This window comes from Streptomyces sp. NPDC057697 (assembly GCF_042799335.1).
GTDB lineage: Bacteria > Actinomycetota > Actinomycetes > Streptomycetales > Streptomycetaceae > Streptomyces.
The window spans coordinates 61,358-75,390 of the sequence record NZ_JBHVJA010000012.1 but is presented as its reverse complement, the minus strand read 5'-3'; the positions used below and the strand labels follow the sequence as shown (position 1 = coordinate 75,390).

9 protein-coding genes are annotated in these 14,033 nt (G+C 72.9%); 4 read left to right on the top strand and 5 right to left on the bottom strand.

Going from position 1 to position 14,033, the window contains the following annotated elements; genetic code table 11:
- Window positions 1-82 precede the first annotated feature (82 nt).
- Both ACFVFH_RS27315 and ACFVFH_RS27310 read right to left on the bottom strand, forming a co-directional pair.
- Window positions 83-757 carry a CBS domain-containing protein gene (locus ACFVFH_RS27315; RefSeq protein ID WP_383773324.1) on the bottom strand — a complete coding sequence of 225 codons (675 nt, stop codon included), beginning with the start codon at window positions 755-757 and terminating at the stop codon, window positions 83-85.
- Window positions 758-864: 107 nt separating this feature from the next.
- Window positions 865-1,893: a zinc-binding alcohol dehydrogenase family protein gene (locus tag ACFVFH_RS27310; protein ID WP_383773322.1), complete on the bottom strand. Its 1,029-nt coding sequence runs from the start codon at window positions 1,891-1,893 to the stop codon at window positions 865-867.
- A 194-nt stretch (window positions 1,894-2,087) separates the two neighbouring features.
- Between ACFVFH_RS27310 and ACFVFH_RS27305 the strand changes: the two genes are divergently transcribed.
- Window positions 2,088-2,849 (top strand): HAD family hydrolase, encoded by a 762-nt coding sequence (locus ACFVFH_RS27305; RefSeq protein WP_383773320.1) that lies wholly within the window; start codon window positions 2,088-2,090, stop codon window positions 2,847-2,849.
- A 347-nt stretch (window positions 2,850-3,196) separates the two neighbouring features.
- On the opposite strand, the gene ACFVFH_RS27300 is transcribed toward ACFVFH_RS27305, so the two are convergent.
- A complete protein-coding gene (locus ACFVFH_RS27300) occupies window positions 3,197-5,602 on the bottom strand; it encodes a glycoside hydrolase family 65 protein (protein ID WP_383773318.1) in 2,406 nt (801 codons plus the stop codon).
- Between the two features lie 619 nt (window positions 5,603-6,221).
- Here ACFVFH_RS27300 and ACFVFH_RS27295 point away from each other — a divergent pair.
- Window positions 6,222-7,097, top strand: coding sequence for a universal stress protein (locus tag ACFVFH_RS27295; RefSeq protein WP_383773316.1), 876 nt, complete (start codon window positions 6,222-6,224; stop codon window positions 7,095-7,097).
- Between the two features lie 17 nt (window positions 7,098-7,114).
- On the opposite strand, the gene ACFVFH_RS27290 is transcribed toward ACFVFH_RS27295, so the two are convergent.
- Window positions 7,115-7,996, bottom strand: a complete 882-nt coding sequence (locus tag ACFVFH_RS27290) for a universal stress protein (protein WP_383773314.1) — start codon at window positions 7,994-7,996, stop codon at window positions 7,115-7,117.
- Between the two features lie 976 nt (window positions 7,997-8,972).
- Between ACFVFH_RS27290 and ACFVFH_RS27285 the strand changes: the two genes are divergently transcribed.
- Together ACFVFH_RS27285 and ACFVFH_RS27280 are read left to right on the top strand one after the other, a co-directional pair.
- Window positions 8,973-11,588 carry an SdrD B-like domain-containing protein gene (locus tag ACFVFH_RS27285; protein ID WP_383773312.1) on the top strand — a complete coding sequence of 872 codons (2,616 nt, stop codon included), beginning with the start codon at window positions 8,973-8,975 and terminating at the stop codon, window positions 11,586-11,588.
- A 132-nt stretch (window positions 11,589-11,720) separates the two neighbouring features.
- On the top strand, window positions 11,721-12,551 hold the full coding sequence (locus ACFVFH_RS27280; RefSeq protein ID WP_383773310.1) for a hypothetical protein: 831 nt from the start codon (window positions 11,721-11,723) through the stop codon (window positions 12,549-12,551).
- 98 nt (window positions 12,552-12,649) lie between these two features.
- Here the strand turns inward: ACFVFH_RS27280 and ACFVFH_RS27275 are convergent, their stop codons facing one another.
- A complete protein-coding gene (locus tag ACFVFH_RS27275) occupies window positions 12,650-13,996 on the bottom strand; it encodes a right-handed parallel beta-helix repeat-containing protein (RefSeq protein WP_383773308.1) in 1,347 nt (448 codons plus the stop codon).
- Window positions 13,997-14,033 lie beyond the last annotated feature (37 nt).

Below are 14,033 nucleotides of genomic sequence, written 5' to 3'. Positions count from 1 at the left end.
GTGCCATACGTCCAGGTCGTACGACGCCGCCGAACGGGCGCGGTCGAGCAGAGCGGTGACGGCCCACGGGCGGGCCGCCCCTTCACCCGCTGGAGGGTGTACTCGCCAGGTCGTCGGTCCGGTAGGTCAGGTTCTGAGCGAAGGACACCACACCGTCGACGTTCCTGCACAACCGTTCGACAATGGGAATCAGGCTCTTGAACGGGACGATTCCCCCGAGGACGACCTCCCCCTCCCGCACCTCGACCGTCACCGCCGAGGGAGCGAGACCCATCGTCTGCTGCAACAGGTCCCGTTCGATCTCCTCCCGGATCGCGTCATCGGGACGCAGGAAGACCCGCAGCAGATCCCTGCGGCTGACAATGCCCAGCAGCTTGTCCGTCTCGTCCACGACGGGCAGACGTTTCACGTCCTGCACTTCCATGAGGCGGGCGGCCTCGGTCACGGTCCACTCCGGACGGGCACACACGGCCGGAGCGGACATCAGTTCCTCGGCGCGGGCCCCTTCGGCCTTGGCCCGCTCCCACGCCTCCAGGCAGGGGATCGGTGTCCGGCCGGTCGGGTCGGACGCGTCCGCGGACTTGCGCAGCAGGTCGGCCTCGGACACCACGCCCATGGGCCGGTCCAGTTCGTCCACCACGGGAACCGCGGCGACGGCGTTCTCCGCCAGCAGTGCGACGATCTCCTTGAACGGCAGGTCACGCCGCGCCCGAACGACGTCCCGGGTCATCAGCTCAGCGACTGTTCGGTGATGCATGCGACTCGCCTTTCGAGGAGTGCCGGCCGGAAAGCGGACATCAGGAGATGCGGAGGGGGCCCGGGACCGAGTCGGGGGTGGTGGTCGCTGCCCGGCCCCGGGGCGGATCAGCCCGGGACGAGGACGGCGGCGCCGTCGACCCGGTCGGCGGACAGGTCCCTCAGGGCCTGGTCGGCGCGGCTCAGCGGGTACGGGCTGACGGTGACGCGTATGCCGATCCGTGCGGCCGTGTCCAGGAAGTCCCGGCCGTCCTGCCGGGTGTTGGAGGTGACGCTGCGCAGATCGCGTTCCTCGAAGAGGTGGCGCTGGTAGTTGAGCACCGGAATGTCGGTGAGGTGGATGCCCGCGACGGCGAGCGTCCCCGAGCGGTCCAGTGCCTCCAGGGCCACGGGCACCAGATCACCGACCGGCGCGAACAGGATCGCGGAGTCCAGGGGTTCGGGCGGGCGGTCGTACGCGCCGCCCGCGGAGGAGGCCCCCAGGCCGAGCGCGAGTTCACGGGCCCGTGCCGAGCGGGTCAGTACGTGCACGGTCGCCCCTTCGGCCAGGGCGACCTGCGCCGCCAGATGGGCCGAGGCCCCGAAGCCGTAGATCCCGAGCCGTCCGCCCGGCGGCAGGGCGCTGCGGCGCAGGGCCCGGTATCCGATGATCCCGGCACACAGCAGCGGCGCCAGCGCCGAGGCGTCCTGGTCGTCCGGGAGCCGGTAGGCGTAGTCGGCCGGTACGAGGGTGGTGTCGGCGAACCCCCCGTCCGCGTCCCAGCCGGTGTAGAGGGAGGCCGGGCAGAGGTTCTCACGGCCCGCCCGGCAGTAGCGGCAGTGGCCGCAGGTGCTGCGCAGCCACGCCCCGCCGACCCGGTCACCGACCCTGAACCCCGTCACGGCCTCACCGACGGCGGTCACCCGGCCGACGATCTCATGGCCGGGAACGGTCGATGCCCGGTGCGGGCTCAGGTCGCCCTCGGAGAGGTGCAGGTCGGTACGGCACACCCCGCACGCCTCCACCGCCAGCAGCAGTTCGCCCGGCCCCGGCGGGGGTGTCGCCCGCCGCACACGCACCAGCGGCCCGTCCCCGATCGGGCCGGGCCTCTCCACGGCCCACCCGGTCAGCGTCCCCGAAGTCGGCACACCCTCCATGTGTCCAGCCTCGCGCCGACCGCCGGGGGCGGCAAACGCTCGCCGTGGGCGGGAGGCCCGCGGCCCGGTGCGGCGGCGGTCCGGCCGTCCGGACGGGCAGGCAGGCAGGCGGTGAGGCCGCCCCTCGTGGTCGGCGCGCCCTCGGCCGACAACCGTGATGCCATGGAAAGGGCTCCCTGACGAAGGGATCCGTCATGCGCGGCACACCGTCCCTGGCAGCCTGTCTGCGCCCGCTGCGGGCCGTGGTCTTCGACACCGACGGCGTGGTCATCGATTCCGCCCGGCTCCATGCCGCGGCCTGGCAGGGCGCCTTCGACGCCTGTCTGTCGGCCGTGGGCGGACAGCGCCCGTTCGATCCGGTGGGCGACTATCTGCGCCATGTCGACGGCCGGTCGCGGCTGGACGGGGCGGCGGGATTCCTGGCCTCCCGAGGGGTGCGTCTGCCTCTCGGCGGGCCCGACGACCTGCCGGGCACCGCCACGGTGTGGGCCGTGGCGGCCCGCAAGGAGGAACTGTTCACCGCGGGCGTGCGCGCACACGGGGTCCCGGCCTGGCCCGGTACGGTCCGGCTGCTGCGCGCGCTGGGGCGTGAGCGGATGCCCTGTGCCGCGGTCTCGGCGTCCCGCCACGCGACGGAGCTGATGACCGCGGCGGACGTGATCGGCCTCTTCCGGAGCGTGGTGGACGGCGAGGAGGCACGCCGCCTGGGGCTTCCGGGCAAACCGGATCCGGCGCTCTTCCTGGAGGCTGCCCGGCGGCTGGACGTTCCGGCGCGGGACGCGGCCGTGCTGGAGGACGCGCTGGCCGGGGTCGAGGCGGGCCGACGGGGCGGGTTCGGGCTGGTGGTGGGGGTGGACCGGACCGCCGCCGGGGGCAACTCGGCCGGGCTGCGCCGCCATGGCGCCGATGTGGTCGTGGCCGACCCCGGCGAATTGCTGGTTCCCGGGAAGGACTAGGCCCTGTCTTCACACCGCGGTCGTCCGGCCGGAGGCCGGGCCGTGCGGCGTCCGGTGCGTGCGATCACAAGGCGGAGGGCCGCCCCGATACTGGATGTATCGAGGTGATCGCGACAACACGGCGAGCGTGCGTGCCGGGCGTCGCCCGGCAGACGGCAGTTCGAAGACAGCGTCTGGGGCCCCTCATCCGCATCATGTCGGCTCGCATGCCCCGTATCGGTCTCGGCCCGCATGCCCCGGTATCGATCCGGTCCGATCCGAACGAAGGATCCCGCGGCCGGTGTCGAATGTGGCGTCGTCCGCCCGCAGGGCGGGCCCGCTCGGGGGCGCGGCGGGCACACCCGGGGTCAGCGCTCGTGCAGCCGGAACCAGTGTTCCTCCCCCGCGGCCACGGTCACCTTCCGCTCGCCGGGCAGGCACACGGTCAGCGGAGCAGCGGCCTGCTGCGAGCGCGGCACGCGGATCCCCAGTCGGCCCGGCAGCAGCCGGACCCGGATGCCTCGGTGTCCGCGGTAGCAGAACGTGAATGAGCAGCGCGGTACCTCCCGGAGCGGGATCGGGTCGGCACGGAGCCCGTCCGGTCCCGTCTGGAGCCCGGTGATGCCCCGTTCGAGGAGATCGAGGGTTCCGGCCATGGCGCCGAGGTGGATGCCTTCGCCGGTGGTGCCGCCCTGGACATCCGCCACATCGCTGAGGAGGGCCTCCTCGCAGTACCGCCAGGCGTCCGGGCCCTGCTCGCGCGCGAGCACCCAGCCGTGCACCAGGCTGCTCAGGGTCGAACCATGACAGGTGCGGGCCAGGTAGTAGTCGACCGTCGCGCGCCACAGTTCGTCGTCGAGCCGGTATCCGAGGCGGCCGAACAGGGACCGCAGCTCGGCAGGGCGGAAGAGATAGCCGAGCATGAGTGTGTCCGCCTGCTTGGACACCTGATAGCGGTTGACCGTGTCTCCCTCGGACTCCAGGATCCGGTCGAGCCGGCGGATGTCGCCGTAGCGGGAGCGGTAGGCGTCCCAGTCCAGTTCGGACAGCTCGCCATAGCCCTCGAACTGGCTGATGACACCGCCGTGGAACGGCACGTACAGCCTCCGGGACATGTCCTCCCAGAGGCTCAGGGTCCCGTCGTCCAGACCGAGCCGCTCGGCCAGCTCCCGTCGACGTGCCCCGGGAAGTCCTCCGAACACCTCCAGGGCGCGGGCGAGCACCCAGGCCGCGGACACATTGGTGTACGCGTTGTCGTCGATCCCGGGCGCGGCGGCCCCGGGGTAGGCGTCGTGGTACTCGTCCGGTCCGACCACGCCGAGGATGCGGTAGCGCCCCCGGTCGGCGTCGTAGGTGGCCGCCGCGCCCCAGTACGCGGCGATGCCGAGCAGCAGCTCCGCGCCCGGTCCTTCGGCGAATCCGGTGTCGCCGGTGCTCCGGCCGTACCGCCACGCGTTCCAGGCGATGGCCGATCCGACGTGTCGCTGGAGGTGGGAATGGTCGGGGAGCCAGCGGCCGGAGCGGGGGTTGAGATGCAGTGTCTGGGTCTCCTCCGCGCCCGAACTCCCGCTCTGCCAGGGGAACATCGCTCCTCGCAGGCCCGCCCTGCGGGCCGCGTCCCGGGCCGCGGGCAGACGGCGGTGCCGGTACATGAGCAGGCCCCGTGCCACTTCCGGGAAGTGCAGGGTGAGGCAGGGCAGTACGAACAGCTCGTCCCAGAAGACGTGTCCCCGGTACGCCTCGCCGTGCAGTCCCCTGGCGGGCACTCCGACGTCCAGCTCGGCCGTGTGCGGGGACAGGGTCTGCAGGAGGTGGAAGAAGTGGAGCCGAAGGATGCGGCCCGCTTCGCCGGGAGCCTTCAATTCGCCCTGGCTCCACAGGCGTTCCCAGGCCGCGCGGTGGGAGGCCAGCAGCGCGTCGAACGGCGCGCTGTGCGACGCGTCCTCGAAGGCGAGCGGCAGCGGGTCGCCCGCGGGGCGGTCCAGCGAGGTGTACAGCGCGGCGCACTTCACCACGGCGGCGGTACGCCCGGGGCGGAGCGGCAGCCTGAACGCGTGGACCGTCCCGGTGCCGGTACAGTTCGGCTCCACCGCGACGAGGGGCCGCGACGACGTGCGCACGGCGACGGCGATCCGGATCCCGGACGAACGGGTCCGGCAGGACAGCCAGGCCACACCGTCCGCACCGGCCCCGGCGCGGTGGTCGGTGAGGTGATGTCCGTCGAGTCCCCGGTACCGTTCGACGCCGCTGTTGGTGACGTCACCGTCGATGACGGACTCGACCTCCACCGCCCCGCTCCAGCCGTGGCCGTGGAAGGTCGTTCTCTGGGCGGCGAGGTACGGGTCGCCCATGTGGACGAGCCTGGTGTGGACGACGCCGAGCCGTCGCCCGTCGCCGTCCTGGAAGAGCAGGCGGCGGGTGAGGACGCCGCCGCGCAGATCGAGCGAGACCCGGTAGCGCCGCAGGCTCGGGTGATCGGTGGTGAGCCAGTCGCCCGCGGGCCCGTCGTCCGGCAGGCAGCGGTAGCGCAGCCGGGTCCAGTCGGGCAGGTTGACCATGTCCTCGTTGCCGACCCGCTCCCCCGCGACGTCCGAGAAGAGCCGGTCGTAGCAGCCGGCCGCGTAGGTGCCGGGGTAGTGGACCGCGTCGGCGGGCGACTCGGGGGCGGCGCCCCTGGTGGCGAATCTGCCGTTGCCCAGCGTGCACAGGGCTTCGACCGTCCGCTCCGCCCCGGGGTCGTAGCCGTTGAAGTCCCAGGTGGTTGCGGTGCTCATGGCCGGGCCGGGGCGATGGTCCCGGGGCGCGGGGGTCCTCCCGGCACCGCCTCGGGCGCACCGGTGTCCGCGGCAGCGAGTGCTTTCACGATGCCGCCCTCCTCCGTGTCTCCGTACGTAGGTCCCGCGCCCCGGGCCGACACGGCTCGGGGCGTTGCTCCGCGTGGGCCGTGGCCGCCCCCGCCGGGCCCCTCCCGTCCCACCCACGGGGAACCCACCGAGGAAGGGGCACCGCCCCGTCCGAGGCAGAAGGACACCCGACCGCTCCCGCGCCGGGAACCGCGCCGCCGCGCTTCGCGGCGGCGTCCGGGCCGCCACCGGCAGCACGTTCCTCATCGGGAGCGATCACACCCGCGTCCTTCTCGACCGCGGCCTCTTCCAGGGTTTCGCAGACCCGCGCCGCCGCAACCGGGCGCGGCCGCCGTGCGACGCCTCGGTGACGGGGAAGGTCCCCGCGTGCCGGTCGGCGATCCGGTCCATGCTGGAGACAGCGCCCCTTCCCCGCGTCCGGGAGACCCCGTGCTCACCGAAGCACTGGAAGACAGCGCACCGGCCTCGCGGGAACGGTGACCGCGCGTCGCGGCAGGCAGCCATCCGAGCAGGAAAGGCGGTGGGAGCCATGCAGCTCCCGATAGTCGTCGGAGTGGACGGATCCGAGGGCAGTCTCCGCGCCCTGGACTGGGCCGCTGCGGAAGCGGCGCGCTCGGGGCTTCCGCTGCGCGTCGTCCATGCCTCGTTGTGGGAGCACTACGAAGGCATGCGCCCCACCTTCGACACCGACCGTCCGGCCGAGCAGGTCCTCGCCGAGCATCTCGTCGCGTCCGCGCAGGAACGGGTTCAGCGCCTCCACTCGGACGTGCGGGTGGTCGCCGGTGTACAGCCCGAGGATCCGGTCGACGTGCTGGTGCGCGAGAGCCATGAGGCGACCCTGGTCGTCCTGGGCTCACGGGGCCGGGGCCGGGTGGCCGGGATGCTCCTGGGGTCCGTGAGCCTCGCCCTCGCGGGCCGGGCCCACTGCCCGGTCGTCGTCACGCCGGCGGCCGCACCGGACGCCCCTCCGAGGCCGGGCCGCGTCGTCGTCGGCATCGGTGACGCGCCGGGGCCGTCCGCGGCCGCCCGGTTCGCGCTCGCCCAGGCGGTGTCGCGGCACGGCGAGCTGATCGCCGTACGCGCCTGGCGGTGTCCCGCCCACGAGACCGCGGACCATCCGCTCCTCGTGGGCTCCCCGGCCGCCGCCCACCGCGAGAAGGCCGAGGAACACCTCGAAGACGTCCTGGCCGTGCTCGAACGGTCCGGGCCCGGAGCCGATGTGCACCGGTCCGTGGTGCAGGGCCCCGTGCACCAGGTACTCATCGAGGAGGCGGACGGAGCGGAGATCCTGGTCGTCGGCGCGCACCGTTCCGGTGGTCACCGCGGTCCGCGCCTCGGCCCGGTGGACCACTCGGTGCTGCACTACGCGTCCTGTCCCGTGGCCGTCGTCCCGCACACCCACTGACCGGGGCCGCGAGGCGCTCAGGCGTGGGGTACGAGGACGACCGGGCACTGCGCGTGGTGCAGGACGGCGTGCGTCACACGGCCGAGCGGGGAACCGATGGGGTGGGAACGCCGACGGGAGCCGATGACGATCATGTCGGCGTCGGCGGTCGCCGTCACGAGCGCCTCGGAGACGGATCCGGTCCGAACCGTGTGCTCGGTGACGGCGAGGTCCAAGAACTCCTCGCGCACGGGCGCGACGAGCCGGGCGGTCTCGCTCGCCCGCTCGTCGGTGAGCCGGTCCACACCGTCCAGCATCGTCACCATGCTGCCCATGTTCTCCAGGAAGACCCAGGCGTTGAGCACGTCCAGCGTGGCGCCTCGCCGCGCTGCCAGAGCCGCGGCGACGCGCAGCGTCTCCCGGTCGTGCTCGTCCCGTACGGCGGCCAGCACCACACCGGCCGGGTCCCGGTCGTCGCCGCTCGGCACGACGACCACCGGGAGGGGGGAGCGTGCGGCCACCCGGAGCGAGTCCGAGCCGACCAGCAGGGAGGCGAAACCCCCGCGTCCACGGGAGCCGACCACGATCGTCGCGTCGGGACCGGCCTCGCCGAGCAGAGAGGGCGTCGTCTCGTCCTCGCACAGGGCCGTCGTCACGGGGATGTCGGGAGCGAGCCGGCGTGCGAGTGCGGCGGCCTTCTCCAGCACGCCCTCCGCGAACTCGTCGATCTGCCGGATGTCCTGCGGGGAGAGGTAGAGACCACCGTGGCTCGTCCCGGTCGCGTACACGATCCGCAGGGGACGGCCGCGGCCCGCCGCCTCACCGGCGGCCCACCGCACGGCCCGCGTCGCGTGGTCGGAACCGTCGGTGCCGACCACGACCGGCCCTGTCACGGTCACGCTCGGTCCGGTGCTGTCCATGGTCTCTCCTCACGTGGGGCGCCTCCCGCCATGATCCGGCCTCGTCGCCCCACCCCGCAGCGCGAAGGACGGCGGGCAGGGGCCGGGCGGGTCACGGGAACGGGCCGGTCGGCCCAACGGCGGAGGGGAGGATGAGGGCGCGGCACGGCCGGGGCGGCCCACCAGGACGGGACGGGACGCCGGGCCGCCCGGCACCCGCCCGGGTGGTCCAGGCGGGGGACGTCGTACGGTTCCGTGCCGCCGCGTTCCCCTCGCCCGACGAGGCCGGTGCGGAAACGGGCCGGACGGCGCACGGGGTCGTCCCCCGGGACGGTCACGGAGCACCTGTACGGAATCGGGTGAGTCCCGGCGCCGTCGGCGCCGCCCGTCGGGCGGACGTCGGCACGGGCGGCGCGCGCCGTGACCGGACCGGCAGCAGCACCCCGGACCTGCGAGCGGTGATCGACGGTCACCGGCGGGGCGCTCGCCTCCCCGCCCCCTCGTCGCGGCGCCGATCCGCTCCCGGGGATCGTCCGACAGCGCGCCCCGGGCAACGGTCCGCCGCTCCGCAACGGCCGGAAAACGGAAGGCGTTCGCGACCGCGACGAACGGTGCGACAGCACCGTGGGCCTCGCTCACCACATCACCGCCCACCCGTGGCGCACCCGGGAACCACCGCGTGGGAATTCGGTGCAGGACAAGTTCGCCATTCCGCCACGATCATGGCCAAAGCCCTTCTAAGATCGCTGCCGAGGCGGTTCTCCGCATCTCTATGTACTCCCTCACGAGCAGGGCATCAGGCCCTTCCGAATGCTGAGAGCAGGAGATGGCATCTACGAATGAACATGTGAAGGGGGCCGCGCCGGAGCCGCGCCGGCGAAGGCCGGGCATGCCCGGTCGTCGCACCGCCGGTTGTCTGGCCGCGCTCGCCTTGGGAATCGGTAGCAGCTCGTTAGCCGCGGCGCCCGCGGCGCACTCACAGACGGAAAACGGATCGGTGACGGTCCGGGTGATCCGGGCCGTCGACAACAGCGGAGTGTGGACCCCCGCGCTGGAACCGGGCCTCGCCGGCGTCAAGGTGACACTCACCGACGACGCCGGGAAGGGCGTCGAGGGGGTCACGGCGGCGGACGGCACCGTGACGCTGACCCCGGCGGAGGACTCGGCCGGCGGCGGTACGTACCGGGTGCAGGTGGTGAATCCGAAGCCGGGTGTCATGTTCCCGGCCTTCGCCTCGCGCCGGGGACTGGACGGTGCGCCCGACCAGTTGAGCAGCAACGAGGAGTTCGTCGACCTCTCGGGCGAGAAGAACGTGGCGTACACCACGGGGTTGTGGAGCCCGGGTGACTACTGCCAGAAGAACGCCCCGCTGGTGACGACATGTCAGCCCGCCACGCGCGAGGGCGGGTCGCAGCGCACGCTGGTCTCCTTCCCGTACGACGCACGCGGCCAGGACGGCGTCGATGTCGACGTCACCGACATCGCCACCGACACCGAGACCGGCACCCTGTTCGGCATCGCGTGGAACAAGGCGGACAAGCGCGTGTTCTCCTCGGCGCTGGCCAAGCGCACCACGGACTACGGTCCGGGCGGCCCCGGTGGGATCTATGTGACCGACCGCGCGCAGAAGAAGACCGGCTTGTTCACCGTCGTCCCGGACGCGGGGACGACCACGCACGGCCAGGGCACCGACGACGCCTTCCTCGCCACTCCCGGCAAGGAGAGCCTCGGCGGCATCAAGATCACCGATGACGGCAAGGACCTGTACGTCGTCAACCTCAACGACCGCAAGCTCTACCGCTACGACGCCACGGTGGCGACGGCGACGGCGCCCGAGGCCGTCACCGCCATTCCGGACCCGGGCTGTCCGGCGGCGGTGGACTGGCGTCCGTTCGGCCTCGGCCTGCACGACGGCCTCGGCTACCTCGGCGGGGTGTGCTCCGGCGAGTCCACCGGGAAGCTCTCGGACCTGCGCGCGGTGGTCATGCCCTTCGACCTCGACACCGGCGCGTTCCAGAAGCCGGTGCTGGACCAGCCGTTGGACTACCCGCGCCAGTCCACGGTCGGCGCGCCCCCGTGCGACGGGGCGGGCTGGTTCCCCTGGACCAATACCTACCCGACCTCCCAGAACGGCCAGGCGTGCCGGAACTATCTGGCCCAGCCCGAACCGGAGCTGGGCGAGATCGACTTCGAGGCCGACGGTTCCATGCTGCTGGCCTTCCGGGACCGTTTCGCCGACCGTGCGCCGGCCGCGCCCACGCCCACCTCGGCCGCCACCGTCCTGTCCGGCGGTGACCTGAACAAGGCGTGCCTGTCGGGCGAGTCGTACGTGATGGACACCAACAACGGCTGCGGGCTCTCCCCCAGGGGCACCCGCTTCTACGACACCAGCCGGATGGGTTCCCATCACAACGCGTCCTTCGCGGGCATGGCGTTCTCCAAGGTCGAGGACACCATCGCGACCTCCGGGTTCGACCCCAACAGCACCGCCTACGGGTACGGCACCACCTTCGTCAAGCGCGACGGAAAGCAGGACCCGAACTCCGGCCTGCGCCTCAACCCGCCCGGAACCATCGCCCCGTTCGGCAAGGGCGCCTCGATGGGCGACCTGGAGGTGCTCTGCGACCAGGCGCCGCTCCAGATCGGCAACCGGGTCTGGTACGACCCCGAGCGCAAGGGCGTCCAGAGCCCGGGGCAACACCCGGTGGCGGGGGCCACCGTGCACCTGTACGACGAGTCGGGCGAGCTCGTGGGCACGACCGTGACGACGGCACGCGGCGAGTACTACTTCGACGACTCCAACGTCACCGGTGGCCTCCGGCCGAGGACCAAGTACACCATCCGCCTCGACAAACCCGACGACTACGCCAAGGGCGGCCCGCTGTACCAATGGGTGCCCACGGAAGCCGACGTCGGCGACAACCACTTCATCGACTCCAAGGGCGTCGTCCCGCGCGACGCGCGCTTCCCGGAACGGGCGTTGACCACCGGCGGCCCCGGGGAGAACGACCACACCTACGACTTCGGCTTCCGGCAACAGGAAGGCGAGCTGCGGCTGGTCAAGCACGACCAGGACGGCAAAGCGCTGGCTCGGGCCACATTCCAGCTGTGGAAGGAGACGAACGGCTCCGACGAGTTGCAGACCACCGGGGCGGAACCGGACACCAAGGTCGGCGAACCGTGCGTGACCGGAACCGACGGCAACTGCCACGGCACCGGCGCACCGGGCACGTACTACTGGCAGGAGGTCAGCCCTCCCAAGGGGTACGCCGTGCCGGACGTGACCGTGTTCGGACCGCTGGAACTGACCACCGACAACCTCGACGACGGGGTCTCGGTGACGGCGGTCAACCGACGGCTCCCCACCACCGAGCCGACGCCGACGCCCACACCCACGGCATCGGCGCCGGGCACGCCCGGTTCACCCGGTTCGCCGGGCGCTCCGGGCGCACCAGGGGCACCGGGCTCCCCCGGCAACCCGTCCCACGGGGGCCTGGCAGCCACCGGCATGAGCCAGCTGGTTTCGCTGGCCCTGGCCGGCTGTGCCGCGCTCACCGTCCTCGGCGCGGCTCTGTTCGTACTGATGCGCAGGCGAAGGGCACGGCACTTCTAGGGCGCGTACCGAAAGCCCCGGAACGGGGCGGCCGGACCCGGTGACCGTCCGGGCCGGCTCGGGCGGGTTCGCGGACCAGCGGTTCGCGAGCCCGCCCTCCTGTGTGACCGACCGATGAGAGAAGGCGACCGCATGGCTCGGAAGAGGAAGGCCGACGGTCGTACGCCGCGTCGGACCCTCTGGTGGAGAACACTGATCGCGATCGCGGTGTGCGGCGCCGCGGTGGGCGGTGTGGCCGTCTACCGGGCCTGCTCCGACACCGCCGACACCGAACGGCCGGTGACGATGGACGAGGCCTCCAGGCTGGCGTTGTCGCGGCTGAATCTGTACCAGGCCAGTCCCGTGAAGGTGGTCCTGACCGCCACCGAGGGCGCCGCCGTGGTGGTGCGGGTCGAGGGGGTCGTCGACTACCGGACCCACCGGGCCGTGGGGAGCTACGAGGTCACCGGTGCCTCTGGTCCCTCCAAAGCCGCCACACCGGCCGCGGGGCGGCTCGACCGCGGGCTGATCGTCTGGGACACCGGCGGCCTCGGCCTGGCTCCCGCGCCCGAGGGCGACGACGGGCCACCCTGGAAGCTGGCCGGGCACATCCCCCGCTCGGGCTGGTCCCCGCGCTCCTACACCTCCGATCCGCTGGACGCCGGGCTCCAGTTGCTGATCGGGCTCGGCGCGGACCGGCCCGACAACCCGCTGCTGCTCGCACAGTCCGGAGCCCGGCTGCTGGGGAGCGACCGCATCGACGGGCGCGCGTACGAGAGGTTCGCCGGGCCGCGCGCCCAGGGCGCCACACCCGGCACGGGTCCCGACGAAGGCCGGTCCCCGCTGACGTACTGGGTCGACGCCGACGGCGGGCTGCGGCGGGTGACCATGCGGATGCCGGGCCTGGGGACTCCGACCAGCGTGGAGTTCTCCGGGCGCGACGGCCGCGCGAAGCTCCCCGGGGCGCCGTGGGGATCCGGCTGAGCTCGTGGCTCCGGTGCGCCCGGCTCCGGGAGGGCCGACGACGCTCCTCGTTTCCCGTTTCCGGGGGCGCGGTGCGCGGGGCCGGGCTCACCACGGGGTCATACCGGGCGGGCGTGCGGCACGGCGTCCACGTCCTTCGGGAGCGGGTAGGCGTCGGCGTCGACGGCCCCCGGCAGGCCGGTCGCCGGACTGCCCGGGACCGTGGGGTCCGGCATGGACGGCTGGGCGGGCGGGGCCGGCACCCGGCTGAACGGAACGCCGGGCGGCGCCTGTACCGACGCGGTCCGGCCGGTGGGCAGCGCGCCCCGGCCGCGGGTGCCGCAGCCCGCACGCCCCTCCAGCCCCTTCGGGCTCTGGGTGCCGGGCCGGTTGTCCGCGAAACAGTTCGCGGGGTCGGCCGAGGCCAGCACGAGGTCGATGCCGTTGCCGGTGGTGCGGTTGTCCTCGACGCGATTGCCGCTCGCCGGGTGCCCCGGCGGGTCGGTGACGACCACTCCGGCCGCCCGGTTGCCGCGGACCAGGTTGCGCTGGACGCGGTTCGCGGTGCCGCCGCCGATGCCGATACCGATACCGAAGCCCCCGTCCGCCTGTTCCGGCGTGTCGGCGGCGTTGTTGTCGGCGACCACGTTGCCCGCGATCACCGCGCCGTGCTGCGGTGCGAGGGCCTCCAGGTCGTTGGAGTTGACCGTGACACCGACCCGGTTGCGGGCGACACGGTTGCCCAGCACCGACAGGCCGTCCGAGGCGTTGGTCAGTTCGATGCCGACCGCGTTGCGTTCCACGGTGTTGCCGCGGACGACGGTGCCGCAGGGCTTGCACTGGCCGACGTAGATGCCGGAGTCGGCGTGCCCGGAGGCGTAGGAGTCCTCGATCACTCCGTCCCGCGCGTCGAAGGCGTAGATGCCGTACAGGCCGTTGTTGTAGGCCGTGACCCGGGTGGCGCGGAAGCCCCGCACGGGAGGGAAGCGGGTGGTGTCCAGCGGGTCGTAGGCGGAGCCGCCGGCGCCGCGCTGCTGCAACCGCTCGTCGGTGACGCCGGTGAACAGCACGCCGTTGGCGAGGTATCCGTGCACGGTGAGGTTCTCGACGACGGAGCCGGCTCCGGTCACGGTGATGCCGTTGGCCCGGCGCACCCCTCCGTCGAAGACCACTTTGTTGCGGTCCGTGCCGCGCAGCACCAGCCGTGGCTTGGTGACGCGCACGCTCTCCCGGTACACGCCCGGTCCGATCAGCACCGTCTCGCCCGCGCGCGCCACGTCCACGGCCTGCTGCACCGACGAGAAGTCCTGCGGGACGCGCAGCACGTTCCCCGCGGGATGCCGCGCATCGCCGGACGTCGGCTCCGAACCGGAGCAGCCGGTGGCCGCCAGGGCGAGCGTGACGACCAGCGCCGACAGGCGCAGCGCCGCCCGGAACGCCGCCGCCGGGGCTGCCGGTCGGTTCAACAGGCGTTCCGCAGACAGGGTTTGCATGGCAGATGTT